Here is a 21,356-nt window from a genome sequence, read left to right as displayed (position 1 = left end):
GCTCAACAAAGGTATAAAGTAAGTAACAAAAAAAAGTTACTATAGTAATAGAATCACATCAAAGTAAGAAATGTTTTATCTTTTATACTTTTTATTAAAATCGAATACCAATAATCAAAATATCATCTACTTGGTCTTTATCGCCTTTCCATTCTGTAAGTTCTCGTTGTAAGGCTCTGCGTTGTTGGGTCATAGAAAGATGTTGATGATTTTGTAAAAACTCTCTCAAACGACGACGCAAATATTTTCTGTCTTGAAGTCCTCCAAACTGGTCTTGAAAACCATCCGTCAATAAATAGACTGTATCATTTTTTTGAATCTGAATTTGATGTGATTTGAATTCAAAATCGCCATCCATTTTTCCTCCAATAGATTGTCTGTCAGCTTCTATTTCAAGCACCCTTTCTTTGTCTTGTGTATTAAAAAGATACATTTGGTTTCTTGCAGCAGCAATTTCTAAGATATTTGTTTCTTCATTCCAAACACAAAGTGTCATATCCATTCCATCTTGTGTAAATGTTTGTTCTTGTCTAAGTCCCTTTGAAATTCCATCATGCAAAGCATCTAGTATTTTGGCAGGTTCTGTGATGTGCCTAGCCAAAATAATTTCATTCAAAAGCTCATAGCCTATCATTGACATAAATGCCCCTGGTACACCATGACCTGTACAATCAATGGCACTAATGATAGATTTTCCATTTATTTTATTAAAATAATAAAAATCACCACTTACAATATCACGAGGTAAAAACAAGACAAAACTATCTTCAAATTCTTCTTGAATTGTGTCCAATGGAGGAAGAATGGCATTTTGAATGCGCTTGGCATAATTTATACTTGAAATGAGTTGTTTGTTTTTGTCTTCAATAATATGTTTTTGCTCATTGATTTGATGATAGGAGTTTGCATTTTCAATAGCAATTCCTGTATAGACAGCCAAACTACGAAGCAAATTGAGATGATAATCATTATAAGCATTTTTCTCAAAACTTTGCACCGTAATTACACCAATTACTTTTTTCTTAATTTTTAATGGAAGATAAATAAGTGATGGTGCAGTCTTTCCAACAGTTGTTTTTGGACGCTGCGACATGTACAATTCGTAATCAACTTCACTATCATTAATAAATAAATCTTGTTCATTTAAGAAACACCAAACAGCAAAACGTCCTGTGTCATCTAACCTTTCGAAATGAAAAGGTAATTTTTCTCCATTTTCTATTGCAACAGGAAACTCTAATGTTTCATCTTCTTCATTATGAATACCAATAGCAAAAACAGAAGCATCCATTAGTTTACTGACATGTTGATAAATCATATCTGTAATCTCATCAATCGAACGGGTAGAAGTAATTTCTTGTCCTAATTTACTCAAAACACGAGTATTAAAATAGGCTTGACGCATATCTTCTGTTCGCTCTCTGACTGTGTTTTCTAAAAGATTTTTCTCTGATTTTAGTCGTTTTGTGTAAGTCTTGACACCATACTGAATCAAAAAACCTAACACCAAAACAATAAAAAGATAAAATAAAGGATGTCTAAACCAAGGCGTTTTGATAGTAAATTTGAAAGTTACTTCTTCACTTTCTACACCGTATAAATTTTTTGCCCTCAAATGAAATATATAATCTCCTTCTGAAAGATTTGTAAATTTATCTTGCGTTTCAGTACTCCAAGCTGACCAATTTTTATCACTCTCCCAAGATAACCAGTTTTTATCTAATTGCTCTAGCTTTGTTTGATAATAAACTTCACTACGCTGCTCAAAAAACGAACTTCCAAAACTAAAGCGAAGTGAATTAAGCTCATAAGGTAGTTTTACTTTTTTATCATTTGATAAATTACTCTGTTGATTAAGAATAAAATCTGTTGCAAAAAGTAATGAATCTTTTGCGCTGCTGTGTTCTATCTGTGTAATAAAAACAGAAAAGGGTTGTTTGTCAGCTATTGTATTGAGAGGGTTATATGAAATAAGTCCTTCATTTGTTCCAATCAAAACCAAGTTTTCATCAATCGGACGAACTGCCTGAACGATTTGTTTGATTTTATAAAAAGGGGCATCATAACGCTGATAAGTAGAATCTGTTTTTTTGAGTTGAACTAAAAGGGTCTGAGAACTACTAAATTTATTTTGTTCGTTTTGAGTTACTACCCATAAATTATCTTTTTTATCTTTTTCAAAAATAGTAATTGCCTTTTTTTCTATCAATTTTTCAAATGCAGGATGAGGTGCAAATGTATTTTCACTAAAATCATAAATTCCTTCTAATGTACCAAAAATAGCCTTTCCATTAAACTCAAAAACGTGATTTCCTTGATTTTTAGGAAGTCCGTTGAGCTGACCAAAAAACTCAGAATGAGTAACAGTTAGGAAATCAGAACTTAGCTTAAATCTAAAAATACCTCTATTATAATCACTTACCCAAAAATCATGGTTTTCATCTTGAATAATTTTGGTCGCTGCTCCTGCAAATCCTTTTATTTTATCTACAAAAATCCAATGATTATTTTGCCATTTCAAAAGCAGAAGTCCTTCAACAGAAGCTGCAATCAAGTGAGAAGTATCACTTTTTATTAAAGAAAAATCTTGAATAAATGGATTACTGGCAGCCAAAAGCTCTTCAACGCCTCGCTTTCCTATCCAAGCAATACCTGGATTTTGCGCTCCCAAAAGAATATTTTTATAAACACCTAATTTCCAAGTTTCTCGTTCTGAATAAGGCAAAAGGTTGAATTCTTTTATCGTTTTTGCTTTATCAGAATTTGATTTAAAAATTCCTTGAACTGTTCCGATATAAAGACTTTGATTAAAAGAAGGCGAAATACTCAAAATATTTCTATTTATGTCTGTATTTTTATCAAAATAACGAAACGATGAAGCAACATCAATGTAAGAAATTCCATTGCTGAGTGCTGCCCAAAGTTGTTTGTTCGAATCTTCATAAAGATAAGCAACCCTATCATCTTTTAGACCATTTTTTGAAGATATTTTGTAGAGAAATTGAAAATTAGCATCAAAAACTAAAACTCCTGCAAGGCGTGTACCGATAGCATAATTTCCGTCTGCAAGCTGAATTCCACAATAGACTTGACTGGATTTTAAGAGAGAATCTGACGAAGTAGAAAAAGGCAAAAAACCTGTGTTTTGATTATAAGTATAAACACCTTTTTGTTCTGTAACCACAAAATGAGAAGAAGCTGTTTGTGGCAAAATAGAATAAATCTTTTCATCTGCAAAGATTTCACTTCCTGCAATAAACTCTAAACCTTTGGAAGTAAGATGATGTAACCCTTTACCCCACTCTCTGACAAATAGTTGGCTGTTTTTATTTTCTTTTGTTTTAATCTGAAAAGCCAAATGAAAAGCTGAGTTAGGAGAAATAACTTTGAATTTGTCATTTTTATACCAAAATATTTTTTCAAATGACTGAAAAACAATTCCATCCGAAGTAGAAAATACTTTCCAAATCGTAGAGAATTTTTTGTCTTGTTCATTCATTTTATCAACTATCGAAACATAGATTTTATTTCCTATTGAATCGGTATCTAAATATCCTATTTCTGATGTTGCTCCTACATAAATTTTTCCATCTGTTCCTTTTGTGAGTGCTGTTACACCTGCCAAATTAGGTAACTCTATCAAACTCCATGTATTTCCGTCATACTCTAAAACTCCTTTTGTATTAGCTACATAAATTCTACCTATATCATCTTGGACGACAGACCAGTTTTGAGGATGAGCATGATAATCATAAATGGTATAATGTTCGGCTGTCGGAATGGCTTGTGCTTGTACCTTGTTATGAATAATAAAAGAAAACAGAATAAAAAACACACACAAAAATGCCGTAACAGAATTACGAAAATCAAGAACGAAATAATATAAAGAAGAAAGAATATAATTCATTGTGCTAAAGATGCAACTAGAACGAAATAATTTTGAAATGAAGGTACGAGTATTTTTGGTATGAAGACACCAAATTATTCGGCAAGATAGCTTTTAAAACAATCAGATAACAAAAACTAAGCGAAATAATCTATTTTTCTAAAAAAATATCAATTTATTTCAAAACTTTTTATTTCATTATTTCGTATAAGCATTTTTTGTTCAAAACAGAAATAAAAAACCACCTAAAAAATCAGTTGTTTTGATTTAACAGGTGGTTTTTAGTTTTTACAAGAGGAATAATAAGTCCTGTTTTTACACCTTTAGAAACTTTTACATTCAAAATATTTTCTACTGGATTTTGGATAAACATTTAAAGTCCTTTAGCTTCAATAGAAATAGATTTATATCTATTTGAAGTAGATAAGTTATGGAGCTTTGCAAATGTTAAAGGTTGTTCCCCAATATCCATTCTTAATCTTTTTCCATTGATAAGAGACTTTTTTTTAGACGCAATATTTATTTTGCTTCACTATTTTTTGGTTAAAACAGTTGCTTTTTTAGGTCTCAAAACTTAGCAACAAATAACCGTTTATATGTTACTAAGTTTCTAATATACCTAAAAACCCTCTTTAAAGCAAAATAGCAACATATACGAATGTATATGTTGCTATATATGTACTAGAAGTGGGAATCGAACCCACACGCCGATTAAGGCACAGGATTTTAAGTCCTGCGTGTCTACCAGTTCCACCATTCCAGCATTTGATGATTTAATCTTTACTTTTAGAGATTAAACACTCCCTCATTTTTACAGGTTTTATTTAAAGTTTAATTTTTGATTAAAACCAAAGAATTAATGCTCCATATAAAGTCCGTAAAAATTGAGCGAAAGACGAGGCTCGAACTCGCGACCTCAACCTTGGCAAGGTTGCGCTCTACCAACTGAGCTACTTTCGCTTATTATTAGTACTCGAAGATTTTTTTTTGATTATTCACTAATTTTAATTATTAGTTTTAGTAAGTAGCTTTTCTGATTACTAAATGAACAAATTATTAAACCTTCTTTCCCTTAATTGTGATGCAAAGATACTACTGTTTTTTTAATAGTCAATAGCCTAAGACACTTTTTTTTGCAAATAATTTATTATTGATTGATTTTCAATAGCTTAACACAAAAAGTTTTTTTTGAGATTTGGTATTCCTTTATCTGACTTAGTAGATTAACAAATACAACTTACTCTATTTGTCTTTTTAGATTGCGTTTCTGTTTCTAAATTAACACTATCAAAACTATTCAACTCAATATTTAGTTCATTATTTTTTGTGTTATTTTTTGTCTGTATTTTTTTACCTAAACGTTGGTTCAAAAAATGAAAAATAATCAGTAAAGCAGAGGCTAAATAAGCTAAATATTCTATTCCATTAACATACTCTTCTAATAAAATAGAAACTACAAAAAGACTTGCTGCACTCCAAAGTCCTGTCGTAATCCAAGAAAGAACACTTCTACGAGTAGCAAAAAAGACTGCTATCATCGTAATTACAATGAAAAAATAGTCTAAAGCATGCCAGTGCGAACCTTCAAAAAGACTAAAAAAATCTAAAGAAGAATGTGAATGTTCAGTATGTGAAGTAGAAGTCAGCGCACCTCCAGCATAATAAAAAGAGTGAACTCCCATCAGAATGGGTACAATAGCACAATGAATGATACATAAAAAGGCACTCATTGCTCCTATAAAGTCAGAATTGATATATTTTATTCTATTTTTCAAAGACAAGTAATTGTTCATAGCGTTGTTATTGCAGAATTTTGATATGCAAATATAGTAAATGCAACTCAGTTGCAAAAACAAAACGCTAAAAATAGATTAAAAGTTTTCTAAAAAAAAAAATTCTAAAAAAATAGTATCAAAAAATTAGTTTTGGAATTTATTTTTGCTTGAGCCAAACATCTTTAACAGCATTTAGGGCATCTTCAGTAAGAGGTTTGGTTGTAAATTTAATTACATATTCATTTCCTACAATTCTATCAATATCACGCTTATTATCAGAGCTAGAAAGAACCGAAATACGACACTTTTTGTGTACAGATTCGGGCATTTGACCAAATTCATATAAGAAAATAAAACCATCTACGATAGGCATATTTATATCTAAAAATATTAAATCTGGGAGTTTTGACTCATCATCTTTATTTTCTTTGAGATATTCTAAGGCACTTTTTCCTGAGTTTTTTGTAACTACTTCGTTTGCAAAGCCTGTTAGTTCGATGATGCGTTTACTAATAAAGTTATCAGTATCGTTGTCATCTACAAGCATAACTAAGCTGATTTTGTCTGTATTTTGAGTTGAGTTTGCCATAAGTAAGTCAATGTCTATCTTGAATGGAACTATTTGTTATGAGTAGTATTTTTATATCCAATTATCATTTTAACACAATAATACGGATTTTTCAAAGAATTTTTGAATGAAAATAGGATTATTTTTAAAATAAATTCCATATAAGGCTATAGATTTTTTAAATCGCTATTTTTTTTTCAATTTTAAGTAAAAATTAGAATAGACCAAAATAAGAAAACCTAATTTGTTAAACAAACTTTACCAATAGGAAATTACGAATTAAAAATTATCAATTACGAATATATTATTTTTATTGCTGATTAACCACCAATAAAAATTAGTAATTTATCTAAATTATTCCTTTCAATAAAGAAAAGTTTATAAGAATAAAAAAAATACTCATCAAACAACAGTTAAAAACTGCCAGCTACACATATATGGATTTTAAAAACATTACTCTTCAAGACCTAAAAAATCGTGCTGCAAAAAAAGCAGAACAATCTACTCAAGAACTTCCAAAAGAATTTCCTGTTTGGGAAACACCTGAAAAAATTGCTGTAAAACCTTTTTACACAAAAGAAGATTCTCAAAAATTACCTCATTTAGAGTATCAAGCAGGAATTCCACCTTTTTTGCGTGGTCCTTACCCAACTATGTATGCTGTTCGTCCTTGGACAGTTAGACAATATGCAGGTTTTTCGACAGCAGAAGAATCAAATGCTTTTTATCGTCGGAATTTGGCAGCAGGACAAAAAGGACTTTCAGTAGCATTTGACCTTGCAACACATAGAGGTTATGATTCTGATCATCCTCGTGTGGTGGGAGATGTAGGAAAGGCAGGTGTAGCGATTGATTCGGTGGAAGATATGAAGATTTTGTTTGATAAAATTCCTCTTGATAAAATGTCAGTTTCGATGACAATGAATGGGGCAGTTTTGCCGATTATGGCATTTTATATTGTGGCAGCAGAAGAACAAGGCGTAGCGACAGAAAAACTAAGTGGAACGATTCAGAATGATATTTTGAAAGAATTTATGGTGCGTAATACTTATATCTATCCACCAGAGCCAAGTATGCGAATTATTGCTAATATTTTTGAATATACGGCTGACAAAATGCCAAAATTTAATTCGATTAGTATTAGTGGTTATCACATGCAAGAAGCAGGTGCGACGGCTGATATTGAGCTTGCTTACACACTTGCAGACGGTTTGGAATATGTCAAAAAAGGAATTGAGGCAGGACTTGATATTGATGGATTTGCACCTCGTTTGTCATTCTTTTGGGCAATTGGAATGAATACGTTTATGGAAGTTGCCAAAATGCGTGCAGGGCGTTGGCTTTGGGCAAATATGATAAAAGAATTTAATCCGAAAAGCGAGAAATCAATGGCTCTTCGTACACATTGCCAAACTTCGGGTTGGTCTTTGACAGAACAAGACCCTTTTAATAATGTAACTCGTACAACGATTGAGGCTTTGGCTGCTGTTTTTGGTGGTACACAGTCTTTACATACCAATTCTCTTGATGAAGCGATTGCACTTCCGACCGATTTTTCGGCTCGTATTGCAAGAAATACACAATTATTTATTCAAAACAATACAGATATTACAAAGGCGATTGACCCTTTTGCAGGTTCGGATTATGTAGAAAATCTGACTTACGAATTAGCAAATCGTGCTTGGGAACTGATTGAAGAAGTGGAATCTTTAGGAGGAATGACAAAGGCGATTGAGGCAGGAATTCCGAAACTACGAATAGAAGAAGCTGCTGCACGAAAACAAGCACGCATAGATGGACAAAAAGACACTATTATAGGGGTAAATAAATATAGAGTTGATGAAAATGAAGAGGACAAAGTAGAAATTGATGTTTTGGATGTCGATAATGTGGCTGTGAGAGAATCTCAACTCAAGAGGTTGAAAGAAGTAAAAGAAAAACGCAATGACGAAAAAGTCAAAACGGCTCTTCAAAAACTGACAGATGCAGCACAAAACAAAACAGGCAATTTGTTAGAACTTGCCGTAGATGCTGCACGAGAACGAGCTACTTTAGGCGAAATTTCGCAAGCGATGGAAACTGTTTTTGGTCGTTATCAAGCACAAACCAAACTTATTGCAGGAATGTACTCTAATGAAATGGATAAAGGAAATGAAAATGGAACGAATGTAAATAGTGATTTTGCATTGGCTCAAAAACGCTCTGATGAGTTTGCAGAAATTGAAGGTCGTCGCCCACGTATTTTGATTGCCAAAATGGGGCAAGATGGACACGATAGAGGTGCGAAAGTAATTGCGACCAGTTTTGCAGATTTGGGTTTTGATGTGGATATAAGTCCACTTTTTCAAACGCCTGAAGAAGTAGCCAAACAAGCTGCCGAAAATGATGTGCATATTGTAGGTGCGTCTTCGCTTGCTGCTGGACACAAAACGCTTGTTCCTGCGCTTATTGAAGAACTCAAAAAGATTGGTAGAGAAGATATTATGGTTGTGGCTGGTGGTGTGATTCCTCCGAAAGACTATGATTTCTTGTATGAAAAAGGTGTTTCGGCTGTTTTTGGTCCAGGAACGGTCATTGCAAAGGCTGCTATGAAAATTTTGGATGAGCTTTTGGAGGAATGAGAAAAACAAATCAATTAAAAACACATATTATGCAATTTAACCACTTATATATTGACGGCATATTAGATTTCAAAAAAGCAGAGTTTGAACTTAATGATATTAATATATTTTTAGGTGCAAATAATACAGGGAAAAGTTCTGTATTTAGAGTTTTGGAACTTTTACAAAACAGTTTAAATATTTATAAACAATATGGTATCGATCTGAACTTTGAAAGAACAAAACTTTCCAATATAAAAAATGTAAATACTGATGAATTGATTACATTTAAATTACCTTTTTTATTTTTAGGAGCGAAAACATTAGAATTACAATATCAGAAACAAGGAGCATTAATGCTGCTAAACTTGAAAGATAAAGATGTTTCTATTATTAGAATGGAAGGTTCTAGTTGCATGATTAATTTTGAAAAAATTATACAATATTTAGATGATGAGTTTATTCTTAAAAAAGCTGGTGGTGCTGAAAGTCAAAATCGCTTTAATTTTATCGAATCTAATACTGAAAGAGAAAACCCAAATAGAAGTGCATCAACACTTGTAGAAAAAGATTTAAAAAGCAAGAAAGAGCTATTAGAGAAAAATTGGAAAAATAGTTTTCTTCAAATTGGAAATAAAAATAAAATCAATGATTACTTATTTTCTATCTCTAGTCATGAAACGAAACTAATGCAAAGTTTATCTACCTTTTTAGATGGAAAGGAAGATTTTAATTACCAAATTGATTCAAATAGTAGAAGATATTCTCATTCAATAGTTAATATTTTTATTTTCCTATCAGCATTAGAGGTTTTAACTGATAAAAAACAGTTATCTTATAGTTATGACGATAACGAATTTGATGAAAATGGTGAGTGGATAGACTGTGAAACTAGAACAGTTGATTTTTTGGCAGGTAACAGAGATATTCCTATTTTTTCTGAAAGGTTTCGTTATTTATTAGATGTTATTAGATTGTCTTTTGAAAAGGGATTTTTGGATTTGATTGAGTTACTTGATAATATTTCATACTTATCTGCCATTCGTTTAAATACCATTTCGCCATACATCGTCGATACAAATAATGAAATATTAAATGAATTAAGTCAATTATTTTCTAATGCTGCTAAAGAGCAAAAAGAATTTATAAATTATTGGTTACAAAAACTCCAGTTAGGAAAAATAGATATAGAAAAAGCAACATTAGTAGGTTTAGAAATTAAGGTATTAGTTTTTTATAAATTTGAGAATCATAATATAAATACTAAAAAGGCATTTACATTAAATAAGTTAAGTACTGGTACTCTACAAGTCATTATGTTATTGATGAAAATTAGTTTATCTAAAAGCCAGAGTATTATCTGTATTGAAGAACCAGAGGTAAACTTACATCCACGTCTACAAACTATAATAGCAGATATATTGCAAGATGCTAATAAGAAATTTAAAATGAAGTTTATCATCGAAACTCATAATGAATATATGCTTAGTCGTTTTCAAAATTTGATAGCAGAAGAAAAAATAAATATTGAAAAACTAAGTATACATTATTTTCAAACTTCTACTAATTTAAAGCCACAAGTTGTACATATACCTATAACAGAAGGTGGTATTATAGATTACAGCATAATATACGATGATGAATATTATCCTCAAGGTTATAATCTACACTTATCACTACTAAACAAACGCAGAGAAAGATTTTTTGAAACATTTGAAAGAACGAAAAATTTAGTAGTTAATGGAACTGAAACAGATGAGGAAATTATTTATCAAAAAATAGACGAATATTTAATAAATCAAGATTATTCAACATACGAAACCGTTTTAACTGAAAAGAACATTGATATATCAAAACTACATTCTGATATTATAAACCTTTTGACTAGTGGATTATTTTTGCAAAATAATTTAGCCAATAATCCTTCAAGTGATTTTTCTCCTGTTGTTATGCAATTAGGAAAAGCTATGGAAAATACTATTAAGTCTGCTTGTAAAGATATATTTACCACAAATAACTTTAGTCAAACGAAAATCAATAATATTAAAACAGTAGAGGGTTGGCTATTCGGAAGTTTTAGTCAGTTTAAGATTTCATCTATTAATAGTTTTCAGTCTCAACATTTATTGTATTCTTTGGCAGAACCGACCACAAGAATTGAACTCAATAATTCTTATGGCAATATTATCAATGTAATAAATTTGAATAAATTAGAAACTAATAAAAGTAAGTTTGGAGAGAATGACGTAGTAAGTAAAATAAGAGATTTACGTAACAATGCTGCTCATAAATCTGAAAAAATAAGCCTAACAGAATCATCTGAACATTTAGATAGAGTTATAGAGTTTTTCAAAATGTGGATTGAAATTAAAAAATAAAAACAATGCAAAATTTAGAACACAGAAAAGACAGACTATTTAGAGTCATAAAAGAAATCAAACAAGAGGAATTATTTAATTCTTTGGAGAAAATGATTTATGATTTGGTAGAATATTCAAATCCTGCTTTGAAATATGTAAAAACAATCAAAGAAAAATTTGATGTAAACTTATTTATCTCTGAACACCATTTTTCTATGCAAAACATAAAAAATATGCAGGGGAAATTAGCTGATGAAGATTCTTTTGAAAGCCTTTTAAATGATTTGAATTGATGAATTACGTACTAGACACCAATATATTGTTAGGTTATTTTAGAGGAGAACCAACAATTACTAAGAAATTAGAAGATTTGAACCTATTTTCAGATTCTAATTTTTTATTTATTTCTATTGTTACTTCTGCTGAACTTATGTCTTTGGCAAAACAACGTCATTGGTCTGATACAAAATTTCAGAATATGATAGATTTTTTGGATGAATTTTTAGTCATTCCAATTGATACAAAGGACATTCAATATATTTATTCAGATATAGATGCGTACAGTCAAGGAAAACTAAAAAATAAACCTTTACCTATTGGAATGGCAGCACGTAATATGGGTAAAAATGATATTTGGATTGCTGCAACAACTATTTTGACAGATTCTACTTTGCTAACAATGGATAAAGATTTTTCACATTTGGATAGTGTATTTTGTCCTGTTATTGTAATGGACAGAAATTAAAAAATTTTCAAAAAAATGAAACCTCAACAATACCATATTCTAAACGGAGATTCTTTAAAAGAGCAGTTTCCAAAAACTATAAAAGGCAAAATTATCATTGCTAGAGAGGCTTTGGTAGATGGAAATGTAGAAGGAGAGAGTTTGGAGGAGTTTTATGAAACGAGAGCTACATTTATTAGTAGCCATTACGCAGGATATAGCAAAGAAGATTATTTTGAAAAAACGGTTTCTGAATTTGAGAAAATACAGGCTCTTCCTAGTGAGGTAGCTATTAATCTATGGTTTGAAGATGATTTGTTTTGCCAAGTAAATTTTTGGTTTGTAGTGCATCTTTTGAATAAAAATGGTCAGAAAAATTCTATTTTTTTAGTTCGTCCGAAAGAACATACACAATACGGTTTTGGTGGTCTTGATGAATCTGAATTGATTTCTATTTATGAAAATCGTTTGTCTATTGGTCAGAATGAGCTACATAAAATTGCTCTACTTTGGGAACATTACAAAAATAATGACACCGAAAAATTACTACAAACAGCTAAAGAACTGGGTGAAAATTATGCTTTTATTCTTCCTGCCATAGATGCACATCTTCAACGCTTTCCAACAAATGAAGAAAAATTAGGAAGACCCAAAACGTCACTCCTTCAAATAATGAAAGATTTAGATACGAAAGAATTTGCGCCTGTTTTTAGAGAGTTTTGCAAAAGAGAATCTATTTATGGTCTTGGAGATTTGCAGGTAAAACGGCTTTTTGATGCGATAAATAAAACTTCTATATAAATAAACAACACAAAATATTTCCATGAAATTGAAAATCAATATTTTACTCGTTCTATCTTTTCTATCTTTTTCTTGTCAAGCTCAAAATTTAGAAAACAGTAGAGATAAAATTGATAAAGCAGAAAAAGAATTATCGGATTCTTTTACCACTTTTTTCTCAACATGCCTTTCAGAAACAGATTGTAAAAAGTGTGTTGATGAACTGGCTAATCAAGCGACAGATGAATACAAAATGTATTTGATTGGAACAGCTTTATACAATATTGATGAAGAAAAGTCTTTTGAATTGCACAAAAAAGCGATTGAACTCAAACCAAATGAACTTAATTTTTCGCTTGAATATGCGATGCAATTACACAGAAAAGGATTGTATAAAGAAGCTATTCCGTATTATTTGGCGTATCAAAAGCAAGCAGAAACAGATTATAGAATTGATTTGTGGTTGTCTGAATGTTATTTGAACAGTGGAGAAAAAGATAAAGCTATAAAGAGTTGGAATGCTTGTAATCATGCAAAAAATCATGTCGGAATTGATAAAGCTATTTATCTCATTCATGGCAGAACAGACCAAATCAAAAAGCGTTCTGAATTACGATTAAAAATGCAAGAAAAGAATGAAAAAAGCACTTATGATTTGATTTTCTTAGACTTAAACTGGGAAATAGATTGGTGGAATACACTTGTTCAAGAGTTTTTCTTAGAAAAAGATTTAGAATTGATAGCTCAAACGTATGGAAAGTCTAGTGAAATATATCTTGATTTGAATGCGTATAGTTCTATCAAAAAAATGTCAAAAGGATATGGAAAATCTGATTCTATAAAAACTCTTTTATCTCAATCAGAAATGATTATTGACAACAATAGATTTTTTCCAAATGGAAATATTACTTCTGATTTGCTTAATATAGCTTTTACTAATAAAATACTAGATGAAAAAACATTTTTTGATTCAAGAAAAGATGAAATAATATCTTTGGCAGATTCTACAAAAGACATTGAACTACTGAATATTTATGCCTATCTGGAAGCAACTGTAAATGGAAAAGTTTCAGAAGAAACAGATAAAAAAGGTTGGAATGAATACAAAGATGAACGATTTGCAATGAGTTATTTTATGGGATTGGCAGAAAAAAATACTTATGACAATCCAGATTTAGAGAAAGCATTGTCAGATTTCCCAAATTCTGCTCTTATGCAATTTGTAAAAATGAATTGTGCTTATATTGAAGATAGAGAGTTTGAAGAGGATTTGATAGAGCTTATAAAGAAGGAATTTAGAACACTAGCGACAGACCCAACTAGATATTCTTATAGGTTGAAAGGTTATTTTCATTTGTTAGAAAATGGAAAGTAAAATTAAAATAGTATTTTTGTTTTTTACAAAAAACTAAAGCCTATAAAATTCTATTTCATAAAATGAAAAAATATAATTTCGTTATTTACATATTGCTACTGTTCGTCTGTTTATTTGCTTTTTCGGCTAAAGCACAACAGGCAAGTAAAACTATGCAGGAAGGACAAAACTACTTTGCCAATAAAGAATATGATAAAGCATTAAAGAAGTTTCAGAAAGAATACAAAAAAAATCCTTCCATACAAGTAAAATTTTGGATGGCTCATGCTTATGCAGAGATGAAGGAAGTGTTAGAAGCAAAACCACTTTTTTTAGAAATTGTAAAGACAGATGCACCAGAACTAGGTATGGCATTGGTAAACCTTGCTAATTGTTATGCTTCATTAAGACAAGCTGATAGTGCTCATTTCTATTACGACAGAGTAATTAAAGAGTTTCCTAAAATGGCAAGTGGTTATTTCAATAAGGGACAACTTCTTTATTCTCAAAGCAAGTTTGAAGAAGCTAAAAATAATTTTGATAAAGCTATCGAAAACGAAACTAATAACTGGTGGTATTACCAAAAAAGACTTGAGGTGTGTTTTGCATCACAAAATTTTGAATGTGCTTTGCAAGATTTGATAAAAGTTAAAGAGTTAAATCCAAAAGCTCCGAATGAAATGAATTTGGCTTATTGCTATTCTATGTTAAAAAGATATGAAGAAGCCGATTCAGTTTTTCAATCGATTTATGATGATAAAGACGCTTTATTTCTAAATAATTATGGATTAAATAAACATAATATGGGTAAAAGTGAAGAAGCAAAAAAGATTATTAATAAATCCTTAGCTATCAAACCTACTAACTCCTACGCATATCGTAATCTTGCCATAATTGCCATTGATGAAAAAAATATGGAGAAGGTATGTGAATATTTGAATAAAGCCAAATCATTAAATTTTGAGAAAAACTATGGAAAAGAAGTAAATCAATTATTAATCAAATACTGCAATTAAATTTAAAGAAAAATGAAAAGTATTTTATCAGTTTTATTTGTTTTTATTACCATTACAACGTTTGCTCAAGACAAAGAAAGTGTCGATTTGAGATGGAAAATTCAAGAAAATGAAGACCTCAATTATATGACAGCTATGAAAGAAATTGATAGCTCTTATATGGAAATGGATCTTGGAAGTCTTTTCAATGCTCTTTCTACTAATAAGAAAGAAGGATTGTCAGAATCACAAAAATTCTTTAATCAATTAAATAAAGTTGTATATGACATGGATTATATCACAACTTTACACAAAAAAGAGGACGGAGTTGTAGATATTCAGATGAAAATGTATGATGGAGAATCTGATTCAGAAATGGAAAATGATACTATCAGAGGAACTAAGACTATTCTTAGAATGATGAGTGCGATGAATGAAGGCATTGTATTGCGTGGTTCTGTACTTGAAACAGGAGAAGTTCATAGTTTTTGGCTTCAAAGCAGACAAAAGAATTTAATCTCAGTTTTTTTTGAATTACCAAATAAACCTGTAAGTATAGGAGATACATGGGAATTGGATGTAAATTTTATTACTAACGACCAAAATTTTGAATGTGATAGTTCTTATAAGATAAACGAAGTTACTTTAGTAGATATAAAAGTAATAGATGGGGAAAGAATTGCAGTGCTAAAATATAACTTAGATGAATATGTACATGGAACTTTTAACTCTCCTGCTCTTTTTGAAACTGGAGGAAAAAAAGACTCAATGATGAGATTTAGCCATCAAGCGATTGCTGAATTTTCGATAGATAAAGGAAGATGGATTTCGTATAATGGAATTATGTCTTTAGAAGCAAAAGGAGTTATGAATGCCAACAAAAAAACAAAATTTACATTACTCCCTAAGTAAAAAGCAGATATTTAAAAAAATAACTGAGACGACCCAAGAAACACCAAAATTCTTAGGTCGTTTTTTATTTCCTTAAAGTAAGTTATAACATTGAAACTACTATCTATAATTTTACTACTTTTACAATAGCTATTTGTAGTAACATTCTAAGAAAAAAAAATGCTACTTAATTCTAGTTTGTTGAAAATGAATAAACTAGCAAGAATAGTAAAAATAACCAATAAACACACAAATAATTAAGAAATGAAATTAGACAACTATTTACGTCGAATAGATTATCGGCAAACACCAAAAAACAACCTACAAACGCTCAACGAATTACACAAAAAACATGTCTTTGCTATTCCTTTTGAAGATTTAGATATTCATCTAAAAAAACCTTTGAAAATTGATTTAGATTCACTGTATGAAAAAATTATTGTAGAAAAACGAGGAGGATTTTGCTACGAACTCAACTTTCTATTTTATAACCTTCTCAAAGAAATTGGATTTGACTGTCATATTGTATCTGCAAGCATGTATGACAAAAGAGAAAATTTGGCTGGACAATTTGACCATTTAGCAATCATCGTAAAACTAGAAGAAAACTGGCTTGTCGATGTAGGTTATGGCAACCTTTTTACAGAACCTATGAAAATCCCCTCCAAAATTGATAATTATGTTTATAAAGATAGAGATGCAATTTATAAAATAATTCAAGTGAATAAATCAAATTACATTTTATCTGAATCAAGAAAAGGCTATAAATTCAAAAAAATATATACTTTTGAAACCATTTCTAGAAAAATAGAAGAGTTTTACGAGCAAATCAACTTCAAACAGTATTCAGAAGACTCTTATTTTGTAAAAAATAGAATCTGTACACTTCCAACAGAAGAAGGCAGAATTACATTATTCAATAATAAGTTTATCAAAACAATAGGAGAAGAAAAACAAGAACGCACTATCCAAAATGATGAAGAGTTTTATCAAATTGTTAGAGAAGAATTTGGTATGAATATCTTAGAGGAAAATCTTTGTTAAGAATTAAAAAAATACAATAACTCAACTTGATAAATCAAGCTGCTACATAATTTTGAGGTCGTAATTTGATTTATCAAGTTGTATTTTTAGAGTTGATTTTTTGCCCATTCAAAATATCCTTCATTTACTTCTATTTCCCAAAAAGCAATACAAGGTGTATCATAAGAATGACTTTGTTCTAAAAAATGAGTAACACTCTTGGCTTTTTCAGGTAATGTCTTAACAATCAAAGCTTGTTCGGTATCATTTTCAATTTTCCCCTGCCAAAAATAACAACTTTTTATAGGCATAGAATTAGTACAGGCTACTAATTTTTCATCTAAAAGCAGCTTCGATAAATGCAAAGTTTCATCTTCGTCTTTACAGGGAATATAAAAAAAAGTAAGTTTAGGCAAAATAGAAAATAGGGATTAAGAGTTAGAAAATTACTAAAAAGATACTTTTTATTATCTGTATTTATTTCTACAATATGAGTAATATTTAAGAAACGTTTATAAGATAATAAGGCATTAATTAAGCTAGTCTTCATTTTAACATCAAAAGCAAAGTAGAGGTTTTGAGTTTTTTAAATTTGATGGAATATTTATTAAAAAAATAATTTATTTTCACAAAGACAAATTAAAAACAACAATTAAAATGTATTTCAATAAAAAAGAAAATTTTGAAACGTATTTAGTAGAAAAAAAAGAATTACAAGTTGTTGATTTATTTTTAGAGAATCTCAAATTGACAAACTTGGATTTATACGGAGTTTCAACTAAGACAATTATCAAAAATTGTGAATTTACAAACTGTGACTTACAAGGTTTAGAGATTAGTGATTCTATAATTTCCTCATCTAAGTTTTTAAATTGCAACTTTTATAAGGTAATTTTTTCAAGTTCTACTATAAATAAAACTGTTTTTGATAACTGTGATTTAACTAGAGCATGCTTTACAAACTCTATTTTGAATACATGTATCATTTCAAATTGTACTTTACGATCTACAGAATTTCCAGAAATAGTCTTGAAAAATGTAAATTTTGATAAAAATAAAGAAGTCAAAATATACAAACCCAATTGGGTAATAAAAGATTGCTTCATAAACTCACAAAATCTTGTTGATAATTTCCCAACAGATGAATGGTATTTGTCCTAAAACTGATAACTTATAATTTTCCTACCGTTTTTGATATCCTCATCAACGACAAGAAAAAATCTATTATATAGTGAGTAAAATCTATAAGTTGATTAAATTTGAATGTTTTAAAACAACTCTTACCAAAAAATAAAAACATGAACAATCAAGATTTTGAAAACCAAATCAAACCTTTCTTTTGGACAGACCACGAAAAAAGTGCTTCTGTTTGTTTATCAGCTATAGAATATAAAGCTGAGATTTTTGAAGCACGAGCAGAAGAAGGATTTGAAGGAAATGGTTACGACTGGGCTTCATTAGCACGAGTATTTTTAGAAGAAAAACAACCTCAACTAACTGAGGTAATAAATTTTGATCCTGAAGGAAGTATGTATTGTGCCTATTCCTCTGATAAAGAAGCATTGAAAGAATTTAGTATCAAATTTAAAGAAGCCTGTGAAAATGAAACATTAATCAATGATTTGTTTTCACGAGCAGAATTAGATTAAAAAAAAATATTGTAACTTTTTATACAGTGAAGCTGTTTAAGAATGTTATTTTTCCATAGAATTGGGTTTGCAAACCCAATTCTATGGAAAAATAACATTGCCTTTTTGTTGGTGTTTTAGCATAGCGACACCAACAAAAAATACGTACAAAACTCATTCTTAAACAACCTCATCAATAAGCTACAGCATTTCAAATTCGTAAAATTCATAAAATCTGTGTTCTACAATCAGTAATTCAGTACTTTTACAAAAAAACAGAAATTAACTGATGACTAAAAAACTGATAACTGAACAAAACATTTGGCATCCCTTCACACCTCTTGCCGAAGGCTACGACCCTTTAGAAATTGTAAAAGCAGATGGAATTTATATTTACACAAAAGATGAGCGCAAAATCCTTGATGCTGTTTCTTCGTGGTGGGTAAATATTCACGGACACGCCAACAAAAAAATTGCAGGTGCTATTTCAGAGCAAGCACATAGTTTGGAACACGTTATTTTTGCAGGTTTTACACACCAGCCAGCCGAAAAATTAGCTAAAAGTTTGATTCAGCTTTTGCCTTCCATGAACAAAGTATTTTTTTCAGATGATGGCTCAACGGCTATTGAAGTGGCTTTAAAGATTTGTTTGCAGCATTTTCACAACAGAAATAAAGACGCAAACAGAACAAAAATAATTGCCATAGAAGGAGCTTATCACGGAGATACTTTTGGAGCAATGGCAGTTTGCGACAGAACGCCATTCAATGCCCCTTTCAATCCTTTACTTTTTGAGGTAGAATTTATTCCAAGACCAACAAAAAAAAATTGGCAAAATGTAAAAGAAAAATTTACACAGATTTTGGAAAGTGAAGAAGTAGCAGCTTTTATTTTTGAACCCATCATTCAAGGAGCAGGAGGAATGCAAACCTATTCTCCCATACATTTGGACGAACTTATAAAACTAGCTCACAACAAAAATACATTTTGTATTGCTGATGAAATAATGACAGGTTTTGGCAGAACTGACCATCTTTTTGCATCTGAATATTTAGAAGAAAAACCAGATTTAATTTGCCTTTCAAAAGGAATAACTGGAGGTTTTTTGCCTTTAGCTGTTACGCTCTGTACAAAAGAAGTAGTACAACCATTTTACGATAATGATATTTTAAAAACTTTTTTTCACGGACATTCTTATACAGGAAACCCAATTGCATGTGCTGCTGCAAATGCTAGTCTGGAAATTTTATTAAGTGATGAATGTTTTCAAAATAGAAAAAGAATTGCAGAAAAACATCTTCACTTTGCAAAACAAATAAATTTTAATAAAAAATTAGAATGCAAAATTTTAGAAGTCAGAACTTGTGGGACAATTTTCGCTTTAGAACTCAAAACAGAAGAACAAACGTCCTACTTTAATGAATGGCGAAAAAATATTTATAATTACTTTTTGGATAGAAATATCCTGCTTCGTCCTTTGGGAAATGTAATCTATATGATTCCTCCCTATCTTATTACTGATAAAGAATTAGATTTGGTTTATGATGAAATTTTGAGATTCTTGGAAGTGTAAAGTTTTGTAAAATACAAAAAAAACATCGGTAAAAAATTACCGATGTTTTTGAATCACCAAATTTACCTATCACTAACTTAAAAATAAGCAGTATCTTAAGTATTTATAAAAATACTTTTTGTTACTCTTTTAGTTAGTAGGTATGCAAAATTAAGTATTTTTCAACTCAAATATGCACTACTACTACTATTTAGTAACTGTTTTTGTTTAAATATTGCTAAATTATTAACAATTCTAAGTATTTAATTCTTTTCAACTTGTTTGCGTAGTGCCTGCAATTCTTTCATTTTCGCTTGCATCAATTTTTCTTCTTGTGCTTCTATCCAAGCTGTCTTTGAGTATTTTCCATCTGGATGTGCTTCTTTATAAGAAACATATTTTAAACCTTGCTCTTCGAAAGACTCCAAATATAAATCTTCCAAAAGGGCAAAATTTGCATCTACATTCTGACGCATTTCTTGTATTTCCGAACCTGTACTCATCACTACGTCTTCCAAATTTTGCCAATCTCCTACCTGCATATCTCTCAAAATATCTTCATCATCAGCATCTGTATCAGCTTTCGAAGTAATAATCACATCTGCATGTTCAGACTGCAAAACCATTAATTGTTCTTGCCAAGTGGCTACTTTATCATTATCTTCATCTGTAAAATCTTGTATCTTTTTACCTAAATAACTTTCCCATAGAGTTTGGTCATTTGGATTATGCTTGAGTTTTTCCCATACATCTGGCTTATTCATTGGGTCTTTTGTATCTTGGGCATACACTGTTCCTGCCAACAACAATACAAATGCAAAAGAAAATATAAACTTTGAAAAAAAATTCAACTCAAAAGTAAATTTAGATATAGGCATAATAGTAAAAGTAAAAAGTAATAAATTTAGGATAGATTAATTTGTTTATATAGACAAACACAGAATATTTGTCTATACAATTATAAAAGTACAGAATGTTTTTGACAAAACAATAAAGAGGAGAAAAAGGCTCATGTGAGAAAATAGAGGGAAAAGTCGGACAAATAGATAATTCGATAGCAAATTCTGTTTTGCTACTCTATTTTACACATTTGCATTATTTACATGTAATAATCAACAAAAAACCTAAATTACTATAAAACAACACATTAACTCTATTTTCAGGCTGTAAATTATTTCAAAAATCACTTATTTCAATAAAAAATTGCATTATTTTTGTCA

17 protein-coding genes and 2 tRNA genes are annotated in these 21,356 nt (G+C 30.2%); 12 read left to right on the top strand and 7 right to left on the bottom strand.

Annotated features, from left to right (window positions below; genetic code table 11):
• Positions 1–94: 94 nt before the first annotated feature.
• The 5 genes from ACE193_RS19930 to ACE193_RS19910 form a co-directional block, all read right to left on the bottom strand.
• Positions 95–3,907 carry a SpoIIE family protein phosphatase gene (locus ACE193_RS19930; protein ID WP_375559963.1) on the bottom strand — a complete coding sequence of 1,271 codons (3,813 nt, stop codon included), beginning with the start codon at positions 3,905–3,907 and terminating at the stop codon, positions 95–97.
• A 658-nt stretch (positions 3,908–4,565) separates the two neighbouring features.
• A tRNA-Leu gene (locus ACE193_RS19925) sits at positions 4,566–4,649 on the bottom strand.
• 124 nt (positions 4,650–4,773) lie between these two features.
• Positions 4,774–4,846 (bottom strand) — tRNA-Gly (locus tag ACE193_RS19920).
• A 263-nt stretch (positions 4,847–5,109) separates the two neighbouring features.
• Positions 5,110–5,679: a MerC domain-containing protein gene (locus ACE193_RS19915; protein ID WP_375559962.1), complete on the bottom strand. Its 570-nt coding sequence runs from the start codon at positions 5,677–5,679 to the stop codon at positions 5,110–5,112.
• A 139-nt stretch (positions 5,680–5,818) separates the two neighbouring features.
• A complete protein-coding gene (locus ACE193_RS19910) occupies positions 5,819–6,250 on the bottom strand; it encodes a response regulator (RefSeq protein ID WP_375559961.1) in 432 nt (143 codons plus the stop codon).
• Between the two features lie 416 nt (positions 6,251–6,666).
• Here ACE193_RS19910 and scpA point away from each other — a divergent pair, with 416 nt between their 5' ends.
• The 9 genes from scpA (at position 6,667) to ACE193_RS19865 (ending at position 16,977) form a co-directional block, all read left to right on the top strand.
• Positions 6,667–8,850 carry a methylmalonyl-CoA mutase gene (gene scpA / locus ACE193_RS19905; RefSeq protein ID WP_375559960.1) on the top strand — a complete coding sequence of 728 codons (2,184 nt, stop codon included), beginning with the start codon at positions 6,667–6,669 and terminating at the stop codon, positions 8,848–8,850.
• Between the two features lie 29 nt (positions 8,851–8,879).
• The gene (locus ACE193_RS19900) at positions 8,880–11,207 is read left to right on the top strand and encodes an AAA family ATPase (protein ID WP_375559959.1); all 2,328 of its coding nucleotides are present in this window, start codon (positions 8,880–8,882) and stop codon (positions 11,205–11,207) included.
• Between the two features lie 5 nt (positions 11,208–11,212).
• Complete coding sequence (locus ACE193_RS19895) at positions 11,213–11,482, top strand: hypothetical protein (RefSeq protein WP_375559958.1); 270 nt, start codon at positions 11,213–11,215, stop codon at positions 11,480–11,482.
• Positions 11,482–11,934 carry a PIN domain-containing protein gene (locus tag ACE193_RS19890; RefSeq protein ID WP_375559957.1) on the top strand — a complete coding sequence of 151 codons (453 nt, stop codon included), beginning with the start codon at positions 11,482–11,484 and terminating at the stop codon, positions 11,932–11,934. The genes ACE193_RS19895 and ACE193_RS19890 overlap by 1 nt, the downstream gene beginning before the upstream one ends.
• Positions 11,935–11,949: 15 nt before the next feature.
• Positions 11,950–12,714, top strand: a complete 765-nt coding sequence (locus ACE193_RS19885; protein ID WP_375559956.1) for a DUF1835 domain-containing protein — start codon at positions 11,950–11,952, stop codon at positions 12,712–12,714.
• 22 nt (positions 12,715–12,736) lie between these two features.
• Positions 12,737–14,068, top strand: coding sequence for a tetratricopeptide repeat protein (locus ACE193_RS19880; RefSeq protein ID WP_375559955.1), 1,332 nt, complete (start codon positions 12,737–12,739; stop codon positions 14,066–14,068).
• 62 nt (positions 14,069–14,130) lie between these two features.
• Positions 14,131–15,063: a tetratricopeptide repeat protein gene (locus ACE193_RS19875; protein ID WP_375559954.1), complete on the top strand. Its 933-nt coding sequence runs from the start codon at positions 14,131–14,133 to the stop codon at positions 15,061–15,063.
• A 12-nt stretch (positions 15,064–15,075) separates the two neighbouring features.
• Positions 15,076–15,954, top strand: a complete 879-nt coding sequence (locus ACE193_RS19870; RefSeq protein WP_375559953.1) for a hypothetical protein — start codon at positions 15,076–15,078, stop codon at positions 15,952–15,954.
• Positions 15,955–16,197: 243 nt separating this feature from the next.
• Positions 16,198–16,977, top strand: a complete 780-nt coding sequence (locus ACE193_RS19865) for an arylamine N-acetyltransferase (protein ID WP_375559952.1) — start codon at positions 16,198–16,200, stop codon at positions 16,975–16,977.
• A gap of 86 nt (positions 16,978–17,063) precedes the next feature.
• Here the strand turns inward: ACE193_RS19865 and cutA are convergent, their stop codons facing one another.
• Positions 17,064–17,372: a divalent-cation tolerance protein CutA gene (cutA, locus tag ACE193_RS19860; RefSeq protein WP_375559951.1), complete on the bottom strand. Its 309-nt coding sequence runs from the start codon at positions 17,370–17,372 to the stop codon at positions 17,064–17,066.
• Positions 17,373–17,613: 241 nt separating this feature from the next.
• Here cutA and ACE193_RS19855 point away from each other — a divergent pair, with 241 nt between their 5' ends.
• The 3 genes from ACE193_RS19855 (at position 17,614) to bioA (ending at position 20,157) form a co-directional block, all read left to right on the top strand.
• Positions 17,614–18,117, top strand: a complete 504-nt coding sequence (locus ACE193_RS19855; protein ID WP_375559950.1) for a pentapeptide repeat-containing protein — start codon at positions 17,614–17,616, stop codon at positions 18,115–18,117.
• Positions 18,118–18,254: 137 nt separating this feature from the next.
• A complete protein-coding gene (locus tag ACE193_RS19850) occupies positions 18,255–18,605 on the top strand; it encodes an immunity 51 family protein (protein ID WP_375559949.1) in 351 nt (116 codons plus the stop codon).
• Positions 18,606–18,873: 268 nt separating this feature from the next.
• Complete coding sequence (gene bioA / locus ACE193_RS19845; RefSeq protein ID WP_375559948.1) at positions 18,874–20,157, top strand: adenosylmethionine--8-amino-7-oxononanoate transaminase; 1,284 nt, start codon at positions 18,874–18,876, stop codon at positions 20,155–20,157.
• A gap of 242 nt (positions 20,158–20,399) precedes the next feature.
• Here the strand turns inward: bioA and ACE193_RS19840 are convergent, their stop codons facing one another.
• Positions 20,400–21,014, bottom strand: coding sequence for a hypothetical protein (locus ACE193_RS19840; RefSeq protein WP_375559947.1), 615 nt, complete (start codon positions 21,012–21,014; stop codon positions 20,400–20,402).
• Positions 21,015–21,356: the final 342 nt, after the last annotated feature.

The sequence above is a fragment of the Bernardetia aquimarina genome, from assembly GCF_042180575.1.
Lineage (GTDB): Bacteria > Bacteroidota > Bacteroidia > Cytophagales > Bernardetiaceae > Bernardetia.
This window is presented reverse-complemented; position numbering and strand designations above follow the sequence as displayed.